The sequence below is a fragment of the Niallia sp. Man26 genome (assembly GCF_022049065.2).
Taxonomy (GTDB): Bacteria; Bacillota; Bacilli; order Bacillales; family Cytobacillaceae; genus Niallia.
Window position 1 is genome coordinate 1,041,515 of the sequence record NZ_CP095744.1, and the last position, 13,784, is coordinate 1,055,298.

General features: G+C 32.7%; 14 protein-coding genes. 8 read left to right on the forward strand and 6 right to left on the reverse strand.

All coding sequences use genetic code 11. The features are described 5' to 3' along the window. Window positions 1-189 precede the first annotated feature (189 nt). The gene (locus L8T27_RS24745) at window positions 190-1,101 is read left to right on the forward strand and encodes a CPBP family intramembrane glutamic endopeptidase (RefSeq protein WP_237943560.1); all 912 of its coding nucleotides are present in this window, start codon (window positions 190-192) and stop codon (window positions 1,099-1,101) included. Between the two features lie 108 nt (window positions 1,102-1,209). Here L8T27_RS24745 and pdxR read toward each other — a convergent pair whose 3' ends face one another. Continuing rightward, the gene (gene pdxR, locus L8T27_RS24750; RefSeq protein WP_237943562.1) at window positions 1,210-2,586 is read right to left on the reverse strand and encodes a MocR-like pyridoxine biosynthesis transcription factor PdxR; all 1,377 of its coding nucleotides are present in this window, start codon (window positions 2,584-2,586) and stop codon (window positions 1,210-1,212) included. A 184-nt stretch (window positions 2,587-2,770) separates the two neighbouring features. Here pdxR and L8T27_RS24755 point away from each other — a divergent pair, with 184 nt between their 5' ends. After that, window positions 2,771-3,640 (forward strand): dihydrodipicolinate synthase family protein, encoded by an 870-nt coding sequence (locus tag L8T27_RS24755; RefSeq protein WP_237943564.1) that lies wholly within the window; start codon window positions 2,771-2,773, stop codon window positions 3,638-3,640. Between the two features lie 333 nt (window positions 3,641-3,973). On the opposite strand, the gene L8T27_RS24760 is transcribed toward L8T27_RS24755, so the two are convergent. Next, window positions 3,974-5,377, reverse strand: coding sequence for an MFS transporter (locus tag L8T27_RS24760; protein ID WP_233317933.1), 1,404 nt, complete (start codon window positions 5,375-5,377; stop codon window positions 3,974-3,976). 915 nt (window positions 5,378-6,292) lie between these two features. On the opposite strand from L8T27_RS24760, the gene L8T27_RS24765 reads away from it, so the two are divergent. Beyond that, a complete protein-coding gene (locus L8T27_RS24765; protein ID WP_237943566.1) occupies window positions 6,293-6,733 on the forward strand; it encodes an SRPBCC family protein in 441 nt (146 codons plus the stop codon). Between the two features lie 512 nt (window positions 6,734-7,245). On the opposite strand, the gene L8T27_RS24770 is transcribed toward L8T27_RS24765, so the two are convergent. Genes L8T27_RS24770 through L8T27_RS24780 form a run of 3 tightly spaced genes read right to left on the reverse strand, consistent with a single transcriptional unit; the run spans window position 7,246 to window position 8,583 of the window. After that, window positions 7,246-7,770 carry a permease gene (locus tag L8T27_RS24770; protein ID WP_233317929.1) on the reverse strand — a complete coding sequence of 175 codons (525 nt, stop codon included), beginning with the start codon at window positions 7,768-7,770 and terminating at the stop codon, window positions 7,246-7,248. Next, window positions 7,767-8,249, reverse strand: a complete 483-nt coding sequence (locus tag L8T27_RS24775) for a hypothetical protein (RefSeq protein ID WP_233317927.1) — start codon at window positions 8,247-8,249, stop codon at window positions 7,767-7,769. The genes L8T27_RS24770 and L8T27_RS24775 overlap by 4 nt, the downstream gene beginning before the upstream one ends. 4 nt (window positions 8,250-8,253) lie before the next feature. Next, the gene (locus L8T27_RS24780) at window positions 8,254-8,583 is read right to left on the reverse strand and encodes a PadR family transcriptional regulator (RefSeq protein ID WP_237943567.1); all 330 of its coding nucleotides are present in this window, start codon (window positions 8,581-8,583) and stop codon (window positions 8,254-8,256) included. Window positions 8,584-8,980: 397 nt separating this feature from the next. Here L8T27_RS24780 and L8T27_RS24785 point away from each other — a divergent pair, with 397 nt between their 5' ends. Then, the gene (locus L8T27_RS24785; protein WP_237943570.1) at window positions 8,981-9,436 is read left to right on the forward strand and encodes a DinB family protein; all 456 of its coding nucleotides are present in this window, start codon (window positions 8,981-8,983) and stop codon (window positions 9,434-9,436) included. Between the two features lie 567 nt (window positions 9,437-10,003). On the opposite strand, the gene L8T27_RS24790 is transcribed toward L8T27_RS24785, so the two are convergent. Further along, complete coding sequence (locus tag L8T27_RS24790; protein ID WP_233317920.1) at window positions 10,004-10,462, reverse strand: nucleoside deaminase; 459 nt, start codon at window positions 10,460-10,462, stop codon at window positions 10,004-10,006. A 567-nt stretch (window positions 10,463-11,029) separates the two neighbouring features. Here L8T27_RS24790 and L8T27_RS24795 point away from each other — a divergent pair. From L8T27_RS24795 to L8T27_RS24810, 4 genes are all read left to right on the forward strand, one after another. Next, complete coding sequence (locus tag L8T27_RS24795) at window positions 11,030-11,368, forward strand: ribonuclease E inhibitor RraB (RefSeq protein ID WP_233317918.1); 339 nt, start codon at window positions 11,030-11,032, stop codon at window positions 11,366-11,368. Window positions 11,369-11,619: 251 nt separating this feature from the next. After that, window positions 11,620-12,093, forward strand: coding sequence for an 8-oxo-dGTP diphosphatase (locus tag L8T27_RS24800; protein ID WP_233317915.1), 474 nt, complete (start codon window positions 11,620-11,622; stop codon window positions 12,091-12,093). Window positions 12,094-12,230: 137 nt separating this feature from the next. After that, window positions 12,231-12,707, forward strand: coding sequence for a GNAT family N-acetyltransferase (locus L8T27_RS24805; RefSeq protein ID WP_233317913.1), 477 nt, complete (start codon window positions 12,231-12,233; stop codon window positions 12,705-12,707). Window positions 12,708-12,949: 242 nt separating this feature from the next. Then, entirely contained in the window at window positions 12,950-13,489 is a 540-nt protein-coding gene (locus tag L8T27_RS24810) for an SMI1/KNR4 family protein (protein WP_237943572.1), read from the forward strand. The last annotated feature ends 295 nt before the right edge of the window (window positions 13,490-13,784 follow it).

The following is a 13,784-nucleotide window of genomic DNA, read 5'->3' on the forward strand; positions in this document are numbered from 1 at the left end:
TTAACACTCATCTTTAGTGAAAGTGTATAAATCGGAGTAAAGTGTTTAATCATTGAAAGCATTTATTAGCGATAATGGAATATAGTGATAATATGCGTATATTAGGATAGAGACTTCTTTCACCTCTATTTTCTATAAGATTAGTCTACTAGTATGTGCCGGTATAAAAGCAGAAGGAGTGAAAGCATTTTGTTTAAAAACAGTAAAGGCCAGGTAAGGACAGGGTGGCTCATTTTTGTAACACTTATCATTACTTTTGTTATTCAAGCCATTTTTATGCTTCCAGTAGAGATGTACGCATTATTTACAGTGGCTTCAGACGGTGACGGTACAGCTGTGTTTACAATGGATAGAAGTGTTATTATGGATGGTCGACCGTGGTTAGATGTATTTTCCTATGCACTTGGTTATGTGGCTGCTTTAATTTCATTGCTTTTATTATGGAAATTCTTAAACAAAAAGAAAATACTAGATTTGGGTTTTGGTTTATTCCTAATAAATATAATATTTGGTCTACTATTAGGAGCTATATCTATTGCAATCATTTTCTTTATCCTGTTATTTACTGATAATATTGAATTAATCAACACACTTTCCAACCCAAACTTTTCAACTTATTCTATTACTTACTTAATCTTTTTTATTTTGGTTGGTTTGTTTGAAGAACTTGTATTCAGAGGCTATATCATGTCTACCCTTGCAGATAGAGGTCGTCGAAAGGTAACCATTTATATGGTGTCAGCCCTGATTTTTGGAATTGCACATTTGGCTAATCAAAATGTAACTCTACTAGGCATTTTCAATATCTTCCTAGTAGGAATACTATTTGCTTACATGTATGACAAAACACAGAGTATGTGGACACCAATAGGCTATCATATTACATGGAACTATTTTCAGGGAAATGTTTTCGGCTTTCCTGTTAGTGGAACAACGCCATATGGTGTATATACAATAGATGTGAGTAGTGGAAATGATTTATTAACAGGAGGTTCTTTTGGGTTAGAAGGAGGGCTTTTAGCTACTCTAATGATCATCTTTGGATTTATTTGTACTTATTTATTTTCTGGTAAAAGGAAGCAAACTTCTATTAGATTGTAGTGTGAGGGAAGGGATAAAGCTCAGTTCAATCAGAAAATGAGCATTAATCCTTCATAGATTAAGATGCCATGTAGTTGTTAGTAATTTACTAACGACTACATGGTATTTTTATGACCAAGCTTCTTTTAAAAGATGAACCCCTAATTGAATTTCTTCACATGTTAGGTTGCTAAAGCCAAGCTTTATAGTGGGCTCATTCATGTGATTTTCTAGCGTATATATGGAGGTAGGATACACTACTACTCCATATAATGAAGCGCGATTGATTAACCATTCTTCAGTACGGTTAAGATGGAGTTTAACGAGCACAAATAATCCAGACTGTTCTCCAATTATCGTTATAGTTTGTTTGAAATGACTCTTTAATTCTGAAACGATATAATTCATTTTTTGCTTATAAACAAGACGCATTCGTTTAAGATGGCGATTCCATTCACCATCTTTCATAAATTTAGCCATTGCAAGCTGATTATGAAGCGAAGCAGGGCATTCAAAAAGGTAAAATTGCTTTTTATACTGGTTTATTAATGAATCTGGAAGAACCATATAACTTATACGTATTCCAGGAAGAAATGACTTCGAAAAGTTCCCAAAGTAAATGACTCTTGTTGAATCAATGGAAGCTAATGCTGGGAATGGTTGCTGTGTATAACGGAATTCACTATCATAATCATCTTCAATAATATATCCCTGTCTGACACTGGCCCAATTTATAAGCTTTAACCTTTCTTGTATGGACATACTAACGCCTATTGGACTTTGGTGAGAGGGTGTTACATAAATCAGTCTTGATTCCTTCTGATTTAGTGTAGAAAAATCTGTACCTGTTTCACAAACAGGTACCGTTTCCAATGTAAAATCATGAAACTTCAAAGCTTCTCTAGCACCAACATATCCTGGATCTTCAACAATAAAGCTAGAGAAATTTTCCCTCAGAAGCTTCCCTAAATTAATTAACATAGGCTGAGTGCCACTGCTGATTATGATATTATTTGCATTTGTTTTGAGTCCACGAGATTGAAATAAATAGGCTGCAATTTGTTCACGTAAGCATTCTTCACCAAAAGGGTCTCCATATTGATAACTATGGTGCATAGTTAGAACTTGATTGGTCACTCTTCTCCAAGTTTTCAATGGGAAATGCTGTTGATCTACGGTTCCTGCTCGGAAATCAATGCGGGCATTTTTTAATTCTTTTTTTTCATTTTTAGTTGGCATTTTTACACTTTGATATAAAAGCGGATCTAATTCGTTTACAAAATAGCCTTTACGTCCATTACTACGAATATAACCTTCTGCCAAAAGTTGTTCATAGGCATTAAGTGTAGTATTTCTGCTTACCGAAAGGGAGTCTGCAAGTTGACGAATAGATGGCAGCTGTTCGTTAACGGAGATATTTCCATTCTCAATATATAATTTAAACTGTTCGTAAATTTGTTTGTATTTCGGTGCGTCGTCATTAAGAGCAAAAATAGTATTTTTCATTAAATGCCACCCTTGACATGTTTATTTGTTCATAATTGTACCTTTTTTTATGTCAGATTACATTATAGAATTTTTCTGAAGCCATCTATAAAACTTAATATTTCCCAATGATGAAGCAGGTATAAAGAATTTGATTCTAAGTGGCACAAGTGGTGAAGAAAATAAAAAATAAGGAGAACTTGAAATGAAAAATCCTTTTCTTGAATTCAGTGTTGCGATGGTAACACCGTTTACTTATGATGGAAAGCTAAATTTAGACGGTATACCGCCATTAATTGATTACTATAAAAAGAATAATGTTCCCTCCTTACTGATTAGTGGATCTACAGGAGAGCAACATTCTATGACTATAGAAGAACGTATTACTTTATTTCATAAAGTAAAAGAAGCAGCGAAAAATGAAGTTCTACTTTATGGAGGAGTTGCAGCAGTTCAAACGAAAGATGCGATTTCACTGGCTATTGCAGCAGAAGAAGCTGGTTTAAATGGAATTATGTTAGGTTTCCCTCCATACCTCCGAATTAATCAAGAGGAAGCCTTTCATTATGTAGCAAAGGTTTGTTCCCATACTTCTTTACCAATTATGCTATATAATAACCCTCCAAGAACTGGTTTTAATTTAAATATAGAAACATTACTTAGATTAGTTAAACAGTTTCCTCAGATTATTGCATTAAAGGAAGCGGGTGATCGAGCTACAGTAAAGGAAGTTAAAGAAAAACTCGGTTCTACATTTATTGTATTAACTGGATCAGACCAAACTATATTAGAAGATGCTGAACTTGGTTTTAATGGTATTTCTAGTGTGTTAGGAAATGTATTTCCTAACGAAATACATGAGATAGTTAAACAAATAAAGTCTGGTAAGATTAATGTTGCAAAGGAGCTACTCTCTAAACTGTCCCCTTATATGAAGACTATTACAGAGATTGGAGCACTTCGAGCCATTAAGTATATATTAGATAAGCAAAATGTATCTGCAGGTATTTGTCGGGAACCCATTTCTACTTTAAACAAAGAGGAGCAAATAATAATTGATGGTTTTCTTAAATAGTTAAGAAAAGAAGCAGTCGTTGAAGAAGTATAAACAAGTATCATTAAATTTATATTGGGAAATGCGTATAAACCTTGGTGTGTAAAGGATTAGACGTATTTTTCAATTTCAACTTAAGAAGGATAAACACTTATATTGGAGTTAACACTTTTATAGTTATGTGTAATTTATTTCAATTAATACTAAAAAAAGCACCAGCAAGTATGCTGATGCTTTAATCTATTGAGAACTCTATACATATAAACACGTTCTCTTTCAACCTTTGATGTAATAATAAGCTAAAAAAGTGTCAGTCGAACCTTGTCTAATTGGTGAATGTTAATAAAGCTTGCTTTATTCTTGTTCCGTCCGCCACCATAGTGCATCCTCAGGATTCTCAACAACTTCTTTAAATTCAGATTTCGTCGCAACTGTTGGATAAGATCCTTTTAAGGATTTTCCTGTAGTACTCTTAAATAAGAATAGTATTACAAAGAATCCGACAAGGCTTACGATTGTTAAATACCAGGCAGGCGCTAAGTTATTGCCTGTTTGGTGAACAAGCCAGGTGGAAACTAATGGTGTAGTACCTCCAAATATGGAAACAGAGACATTAAATGTTACAGATAGTGTTCGGTAGCGTATATCGGTATAAAACATTGCTGGCAATGAACCGGGCATAGAGCCTTCATATGTTGCAAGCAGTACGCCCAGAATAAGGATACCTAACGAAATAAATAGTAAGCCATTCAGATTCACGAAATAAAAAGCTAGTACAGATAAGAGTGATAGTCCGCCTAAACCAATTAAGAAGACATTTTTATTACCAATGTTATCACTTAACTTACCGAATAGTAATGTAAGTGGCACCATGATGACCATCACAAGTGTAATTAAAATAGTACCGGTCGTGCTTGATAAACCAATTATCTCGTTTAAATAGGAAGGCATGTAGGATAGTAGCATATAATTTGTCACATTAAAGAAGGCTACAGATACGAAACAGACTATTATATCTTTTTTATGATTTCTTAGAATAGAAAAGAAGCCTTCTTCTGTTTGTTCTTCAGCTTCAGTAGAAGAAATTTCATTTTCAAAAATAGGTGATTCCTCTAAGGTTTTTCTCAGGTACATTCCAATAAGTCCTAGCGGTAAACCAAGCAAGAATGGGATTCTCCATCCCCATGTGGCCATCTGTTCATCAGATAATGCGACAAAAAGTATGCTTGCTACGAGGGAAGCCAATATATACCCAGTTAGGGTACCAATTTCTAATCCACTTCCGAGGATGCTGCGCTTATTGTCAGGAGATGATTCAGCAATATAGACCATTGCACCAGCATATTCGCCTCCAGTTGAAAAGCCTTGAATAATTCTTGCGACTAATAACAGGATGGGAGCCCATATACCAATTTGATCATAAGTAGGTAATAAACCGATCAATAAGGTAGAAAAGGCCATTAAAATAATGGTTGTAGTTAAGACGACTTTTCTTCCTGCTTTATCACCAATTTTACCGAAGATAATACCGCCTAATGGACGCATTAAAAAGGCAATGGCGAAAGTCGTGAAAGTAAATATTAATTTTAACTCGTCATTTTGTACTGCACTAAAAAAGTTCTGGCTAATAATAACAGCTAAGTAGGAATATAAACCAAAATCAAACCATTCCATTGCATTTCCAACCCCAGTTGCAAACACACTTTTCTTTGCCGTTTGGATATCTACGATGTTAATCTTCTTCTTGTTAAACTTCATTTTTTCAACTCCGTAGTCTGTGGTTATACAAAGACAACAAATAAGTTAAACGGATGCTACTTATCATGCTGCTTACATGTATCATATTGTGCACAAAAGCATCTGCGGCATACTAAAAGTAAAAGATTCGAGCAGTGCCAAATTCTTCAGGTTAAAATTAATAACAAAAGTAAGTCATTCAAAAAAGGGGAATAGTTGTTCCCTCCACGTATTAAGTCCTTAAGTGTTCACTTTCAATCGTTCTACTTATAAAACCTTTGATTTTATCGCATACTAATTACCCGAAGGAATCTAATGTTATGTGAAAAAACTTAGTAAGGTGTGCTTATAATGCCATTCAGATAGGGTTAACTATTTTGAGTTTTAAAGTAGCAATAAGAAGAACGATTATATAATTTACATCGGAGAAAATTGATGATATCAAAAGAGGAAAGAAAGTGGAGAAATAATAACCATAATAATCAGGGAGAACAGATATATGTTGCTATTAATACGATGGTTTACACTGGATAGACACAAGGATTTAAATAAATGATTTTGGTTGAACTATTATTTTCTCTTCACCTTTAAATAAGAAGGCTGGCAAACTTCCTACTACTTCTATACCTGTTTTACTAATGGGAATTCCAGTTCCTTTTGGTAAACACCTAACAGAAGATACTAGCCTTTAATTAAATGGATAGCCTTTCTTTATGTGATAAATTCCATAAAGAATAGTATTAAGTAACATAAAAGTCGATTGAAAACGGAAGTTCTGTTTATTTCATTAAACAGCTGGGTTGTGGAGAATGTAAATAATTGGGGAAGTGGAAGTAGGAAAGCTATGTGTCATTATAGATGAAAGTTTATGATTTTTATGTAATAATTAAACTGTAGAGATGTAAAGTTACATACATAGGGAAGGTGGGGGTCATAATGGCAACAGGAACTCATACCGTAGTAGTTCCAGTAGATGTACAAGCAGTTTGGGATTATGTCAGTGATCTTGAAAAATGGGCAACGACAGTACCAGCCTATAAAGAACATAAAATCATAAATGACAAGCAATCTATTTGGACATTTGAAGGTAGTCTGAAAGGCATTAAAAAAACAATACAAGCACAGGTAGATATTACCGAATGGAATGAACCTTCAAATATTAAATTTGAACTAAAAGGTTTATCAGATAATTTTTCAGGAAGCGGTCTCTTTACTGCAGAAGATATTAATGGTGAAACAATGATGACTTGTACGGTGGAAATCCATGCAGGCGGATTATCTGGTGCAATGTTAACACCAATTATTAAATTGGCAGTTCCGAAAGTAGCATCTCGTTTAACAGAATCTATCGCACGTAAAATAGCAGTATACTCATAGTTTTCAAGATTGAATGTATTATAGATGATACATTCTGTAGTGGCTAATATAATGATATCTTGCTCTGCTAGAAATTTTATAATTAGCGGAAAGGGGGCTGTCCAAAAAGGATGGCCTCTTTTTTTATATTCAGGATTACTTTTCTAATTAAACTAAAGTGGCAGCACTTCTGTAATAAATGAAAAAAATCTTGCTTATGTAACAATCGGTGCAGTTTTGTGTTTAGTAAGCATATGAAAATAATAGGTGCAATAAGACAAAATAAAAGGACTAATTAAGACAATTAGTCCTTAGGAGAAAGGGGAATTTGGTACCCATTTGATAAATGAATTTTAGAAAGGCCAATTATAAGAGTTAGTGATTCTCTACTCTTTTCAAATTCGATATTTGCCAAAAAATTTAGAAAGTTCCAACAATATTATGGGATACTCCAATTTGGCGACTATCTTTACTATCTCTTCTATTATCCCCCATAACAACGCAAATCTGAATTGTCCTTAATGCTTTTAAATCTAGATTTTCTTTTTTATTTCATATTTTAAATTTTTGTCGGTCATAAATTTTTCGAAAAGAATTCCTGTTAAATAGTAAAACACGAGGCCAAAACAAATGTGAATAAGTGTAAATTTAGAGCCAAATGAAGTGATTTCATAGACTATAACTGGTAATTTCACTGTTGACCAAGCTCCTAAAAAAAACACTATATAGCGGACACTTGCTCCTTTTTTTAATAATAATACTGCAATTGGAAAGGCAATATAAAGAGGGCCTGCAGCCACCGTTGCTAATATTATAGTAAAGAAGACTCCGTATATCCCTGATTTTTCCCCCATATACCGAATAAGTGATTCTTTCTTTACCCATTGATCTAATAATCCCACCAAGATGAATATAGGAGGAAGTAGGAATAACATATCTAAAATACTTTTACTAGTTATCTGAACGGTTTTCAAAGCTATAGAGTGATTTATAAACGCAATTATAAGAAGCCCTAATAATAAGATGAAAAAGAACCGATATTCTTTTAGCTTTGTCATGTCATTACCACCCCAATAATCAATCCGAATAGAAGAGACATTATTATGGCAGAAATATTTCGGGCATAAGCAAATCTTCTTCCGAAAGTTTTTTGTTCCATAGATAAAGTTACGAGTCCTACTGACATCATTGTTGACATTAATACGGCTACTTGTGGAAGCGCGGCACCATTTTGAAATAATGTATGTCCAAGAGGAAAGACAATAAAGCTCGGTACTAAAGCAATAGAGCCGATGATTGTTGAGTAAATGATACCTAGTAAGCCGGAAGTTTCACCAATAATTGATGAGATAAGAGTCGGTGTAAATAACGATAATGCCAGCCCAATAAAAAGCATAATGGCTAATAAATCCGGTAAAACATTGCGAAACATTTTCCATGAACTCAATAAGGCAGCCTTTGTTTTATGTTTGTCTTTTATGAAGGAAATTCCCAAATAAATAGCGGCAATAGTATAGAGAATAATTCCACTAATCATTATTTTAATCGTTCCATTCTTTATATCTTTCTAGGAAAAACGATAAATTTTTAATTTTTTCTTCAATATCTATTTTAAATTCCTCTAATCTCTTTTTACCAACATCAGTGATTTTGTACATCCTTATTGGTTTATCTCTTTCAGATGCATCAAGATAAGATTCTACAGAACCTTCTTCCTCTAATTTTTTTAGTGTGCGATATAAGATCGAACTATCAATGGGATTAATGGGAAGTTCTTCCTCGCATTTTTGTAGGAGTTTCCCTCCATAGTTATCGCCCTCTGTTAAAAACAGCAATAGAAATGCACCTGTATGTCTCCCAGTATGTTTCATAAAGTATAAAACCTCCTTATTTTTTATCAATAATATAGTACTGTTAATAACAGTATGCTGTAGATAACAGTATTGTGTCAATTTTTTTATTGATTATAAAAAACTTTATTTGAAGGAATAAAAAGGGGAATTATGGATTTACCAAGTGTTATAGCGAATAAATAAAATTTTATACCGACTGTTTTAGGATGCATTTCTTTTTTTACTGAGGGGGAAGCATTCCTCTAATATATTACCTACGTAAAAACCAAATTTGTGAAGTGATACACTTAAATTGACTGGGGCATTAATGCTTTTATTGGCTATGGTGCTAACATGGCACTATAGTGGAAGAAGGGATATTTACGACTTTAGAAGAATATTGTTTTTTAGATACATATTAAAGGAGTGTATGAGTGTGGAAGATATAATTAATGCAATAAACCACTGGATACAAGCATTACCAAAGAAATACAACTCTATGTCAGATACAGAAATATCAAACCGCCCATTACCAAATAAATGGTCTAAAAAAGAGATATTAGGACATCTTTGTGACTCTGCAATAAATAATATTCAGAGGTTTGTGGATATTCAATATACGGAGCAACCTTATGTCATCCAATCTTATAATCAAGAACAATGGGTTGTAGTTCAGAATTATCAAGAAAGGCCGCTTGATGAAATACTGACTCTTTTTCAAAACCTCAATAAGCAAGTGATAAATATCATTAAGAATATTCCTTCTGAGAAATTAACCTATCTTTGTGATATTGGGAATAGCCAAAAAACATTACAATGGCTTATACAGGACTACCTTAACCATATGGAACATCATATTAACAAACAAATCTTAATTAAGGGAAACGACTAAATCTTAATTCCATTGAACTAACAGGGGAGTTTAGTGAAAGAAGGATGAAGCAAAACAAAACCATCAATGCTAAACTATTGAAGGTTTTACTTAATCCTATAAACGAGTGGTTTTTGTCTAACTAAAAAAATAGAGCTTGTATCAGGATCTTTTAATTCTAATAATCCATTTTCATGATTAAAAAAGCAAAAGTGTATTTTACTTTTGTATTTAACTTTTTGACCGAACGAAATATTACTAATATGGTCTAAATTCTTGGCTGTCGACATGATTTATAAAGGGAAGGTGACTAAGAAAAGTCTAATAGGACCCAATCTATTATGTGATGTATTTTAACGGTAACATAGTACTTGCCCATAAGTAAATCTTGTTGTACTTATCAACGGATAAGAATAAAATTAACAAACAGTCTCCATTTAGAATTAATTTTTTATTTTACTATAGGGGCAGTTTTGTTAATAAAAAATTTCAACTATAGAAACAAATGGCTAGTAATGAGAATTCAAATATCCATGTCATTCTAAGGTGCTTGAATAACATGGATAAATATTGCTGTGAACTATAATGTTAATGAGCAAATTTGTACCCTTCAAATACTTTTAACCCTTCAACATTTAAAACTTGTTCTACTACTACTGGCTTATTTGGACTTTTTTCAATAACTTCTTTACATGAAATCATGATATTACTACCTGCAATTTTGGCTAGTTGATCATGAGATACACTGTAGACTATTTTGCCTAAATTAGACCATACCATTGCCCCTGTACACATCACACAAGGTTCACAGCTGGTATACAAAGTATATTCGCTAAGATCAAAAATGTTATTTTCAGAGCAAAAAGTACGAATAAGTCCGATTTCAGCATGGTGCGTAGGATCACAATAACTATTAATTTTATTTTCACCAAACATTACTATTTCGTTATTTTTTACTAAGATAGCACCGAATGGTTCATTTCCATCCTCTCTAGCCTTTAAAGCCATTTTAATGGCTATTTCAATAAAATCTTCATCTTTTGTCATAAATAGTCCCTCCTGTCCGATGCTATTATAACGGAAAATTAAACAGTATGAAACTGAGTCATTCCGTTGAACAGTAATGCACAATTCGAGGATGCTGAACAAAATAAAGCTTAAGTGGACTAGAGTTAAACATTATGATCGCTACGTAGGTTATTTTCTTATTGTAGAAACGGGGCAGGTTTGTTTAAGTGAAATTGTTCACAATATAGTATTTTTATGAGTTAATCACTACTTTTAAAGGTGTGACCCTTAATTAACAAATAAAGGTATCAGAACAGTATAACTGTTCTTAACTCTTTTCCTGGATACATAAGTTAAATGCCGATAATAAGATCTTAAAGTTATTACCAATTGATACTGTTTATTGAGTTATAAATTCAAGTTTTCTGATTCTAAAAACATTCAGGTTTTAGGGACAGATAATTTAATATTTACCAGTGCAAGAGTTGTAATTTTGATGAGGAAAAAAAGCTATTTTAATTAAAATCAGGAATTAATTCTTAACGTATACAGTGCTATAATTGTTTTAATGATAATTGATTATAGTAGTAGAAAAGAGGGGATTTTATGGTGTTTTTTAGAAAACGAAAGTTTCCAAAAGATGAAGATGGAGATGTTTTACATGAATTAGATAAATATGGATGTGACTTTAGTGTAGAACAAACAGTGGAATTTGTTATCGATGTACCTAATGAGAATTCTGGCAAGCAAGTTCTTGAAGAGTTAAAGACGGAAGGTTACCGATGTGAAATGGACTATGATGAGGAAGAAGACATGTGGACTGTTTACTGCTTCATTGAAATGATGCTGACTTATGAAGGTATTGTTGAAGTACAGAACAAACTAAGAGACTTGATTCATCCGCTAGATGGAGAAATCGACGGTTGGGGAGTCGGGATTGAATAAGAAAATGAAGAATTAAAAGACTATAAATATATATAGTCTTTTTTTGTCATAACATTAGGGTTACTGGAATTGTTTTTGGTGCTAAATGGATATAATTCCTGTAAAAAATGTTTAAGTAACTTCCTTATGTAACAATAGGGATGCTATATATGCTTTGGCGCTAACAGGGAAGTTTAACGGAAGAAGGACTATCTTAATTACTCATAGAATTAATATAAAGATTAGTTTTGTGGGGGAGTAGTGGAAAAATAATGGGTCAATTAGTAAATGTTAAGATATGGACTGTTTGTATGATTCAAAAAGACGAGAAGGTTTTGCTTTTGAATAGACAACATGATCATTTTAAAGGATTTATTCCGCCTGGTGGCAAGGTTGACTTTCCAGAGAGCATTGTCCAAAGTGCAATTAGAGAAGTAAAAGAGGAAACAGGATTAGAGGTTAGTAATCTGATTTACAAGGGGCTATATGAATATGTAAATCCAGTTGTGAATGATAGATATATGATTTTTAATTACATTACAAGAGACTTTAAAGGAGAACTTCTTGAAGATGGTCCTGAAGGAAAAGCTAATTGGGTAAATATAGAGGAAGCCTACAATCTTCCAATGCAACCATCAATTAAAAGGAGATTTCCTTTATTTTTTAAAGATGGCACATTTGAAATTCATGTAGTATGGAATCACAAGGAGAAAAACGAAGGAACCGTTACTATACATAGCACTTAAATTTTTGAACCTAAAGCATAAGCTGCCTAAGGTAGCTTTTTTTGTAACAATTGTGGCAGCATAATTTAATAAAGCATTTTGGGTAAGAGCAAAAGTGTCAAATTCCAACCAAAACAAATACTGGGGGTAGAAAATTTATGGATATTCTTATTAGAAAAGCTAAGCAAAGTGATTATGAATCGTTGTTGCCATTATTTAGGCAGGTTCACGAATTCCATGTTTTTATAAGACCAGATCTGTACAAAGAGAATTCCACACCAGTCGAACAGGAGTTTTTTGAAAGCCAATTGATTGATGACAAACAGCATATTTTTGTGGCTACTACTGACACTGAATTAGTTGGTGTTGTAGTGACAAAGGAAGAAGAAGTAACAGAAAATACTTTTGTTAAAACGAGGAAAGTATTATATATAAAGAGTTTATGTGTTGTTGAAACACATAGAAAGAAAGGTATTGGAAAAAAAATAATTAAATACATTTTTGATTTTGGAAGAAGCCTTGAAGTTGATAGTATTGAATTGGGAGTATCCGAGGAAAATACAGCTGCCATTGGATTTTATAGGTCGATTGGGATGAAAACGAAGAGTAGAAAAATGGAGATTATATTGAACTAACTGGGACATTAATCTAAGTACAATTAATGTTCTTTTTTTATTTGTAACTAAAAGGGCAGCATTCCTGTAATAACTGAAGAGAAGCTTTCTTGTTTCACAAACGTGGCATTTAGCTCAAGAAGGTTTTTTTAATGATCGAACGAATATTTAAGAGCAAGAAGCAAAACTTACGTGACGAATTTGTTTGAATCTTCATAGGAAGAGCTGGTTTGTAAGAGTAAATATGAAAGGGGAATCAAATCATGAGCGAGGAAAATATGGAGGAATACTTCAATATAAATATTAAGATTATTCTTAAGGCGTTAACCGAAACTAAAAATACTGAAATATACTATTATGGTTCAAAAGTTGAGTATGGCTTTAATTTTAAAAAAGGTGCAACAGATAAAGAAATTAGTTATTTGGAAAACAAAATTGGTTATAAGCTGCCAAATGATTATAAAGAATTTTTGCAATATACAAACGGATTAAAATTTCGTCATTATGATGCTAAAATTTCCGATATAGAAGATATGCTTGAAAGCTATGAAATATTTGATTACCCAGATTATATGGTGGTTATTGGAACATCCTTGAGTTCACAACTACAAATAGCTATTAATCTTCTTACTAATGAGGATGATAATAGAATTTATGTCGTCGATCCAATTGCAGATGATTACTTTGTTAGTATTAACAGTAATTTCACTGAGTTTTTGAACAGATTTTTATCTTCATATGGTTCGGATTATTGGAATTGGGGAATAGACTCGACTAATAAAATTTTAAAAAACACTGAATAAAAAAACTTAAAATACTAAAGTCTCTGTCATTCTTGTTTAACCCTAGGTAATTTTTTTAGGTTTGAAATAAAATACCCATTACAAATATAGGTTTATGAATAATTATACTTAAGCTATAGGGGGCTTTCCTTCCTTTGTTATGTCGCTAAAATGGCAGTTTAGCTGAATAAGCTTGGGTAAAAATCAATTATTTCAAGATGAAAGAATCTTTAATTAAATCAAATTAAGGCTTAGTGCTTTTTTTATTTAATTCTCTTTAAGTTTTAGAACGACAGGGAGTTTATTGCAAGTTCAT

Excerpts from the sequence above, each read along its gene's own strand:
- pdxR (WP_237943562.1), bottom strand. The coding sequence starts at position 2,586 with ATGAAAAATACTATTTTTGCTCTTAATGACGACGCACCGAAATACAAA.
- L8T27_RS24755 (WP_237943564.1), top strand. The coding sequence starts at position 2,771 with ATGAAAAATCCTTTTCTTGAATTCAGTGTTGCGATGGTAACACCGTTT.
- L8T27_RS24760 (WP_233317933.1), bottom strand. The coding sequence starts at position 5,377 with ATGAAGTTTAACAAGAAGAAGATTAACATCGTAGATATCCAAACGGCA.
- L8T27_RS24765 (WP_237943566.1), top strand. The coding sequence starts at position 6,293 with ATGGCAACAGGAACTCATACCGTAGTAGTTCCAGTAGATGTACAAGCA.
- L8T27_RS24770 (WP_233317929.1), bottom strand. The coding sequence starts at position 7,770 with ATGACAAAGCTAAAAGAATATCGGTTCTTTTTCATCTTATTATTAGGG.
- L8T27_RS24775 (WP_233317927.1), bottom strand. The coding sequence starts at position 8,249 with ATGATTAGTGGAATTATTCTCTATACTATTGCCGCTATTTATTTGGGA.
- L8T27_RS24780 (WP_237943567.1), bottom strand. The coding sequence starts at position 8,583 with ATGAAACATACTGGGAGACATACAGGTGCATTTCTATTGCTGTTTTTA.
- L8T27_RS24790 (WP_233317920.1), bottom strand. The coding sequence starts at position 10,462 with ATGACAAAAGATGAAGATTTTATTGAAATAGCCATTAAAATGGCTTTA.
- L8T27_RS24795 (WP_233317918.1), top strand. The coding sequence starts at position 11,030 with ATGGTGTTTTTTAGAAAACGAAAGTTTCCAAAAGATGAAGATGGAGAT.
- L8T27_RS24800 (WP_233317915.1), top strand. The coding sequence starts at position 11,620 with ATGGGTCAATTAGTAAATGTTAAGATATGGACTGTTTGTATGATTCAA.
- L8T27_RS24805 (WP_233317913.1), top strand. The coding sequence starts at position 12,231 with ATGGATATTCTTATTAGAAAAGCTAAGCAAAGTGATTATGAATCGTTG.
- L8T27_RS24810 (WP_237943572.1), top strand. The coding sequence starts at position 12,950 with ATGAGCGAGGAAAATATGGAGGAATACTTCAATATAAATATTAAGATT.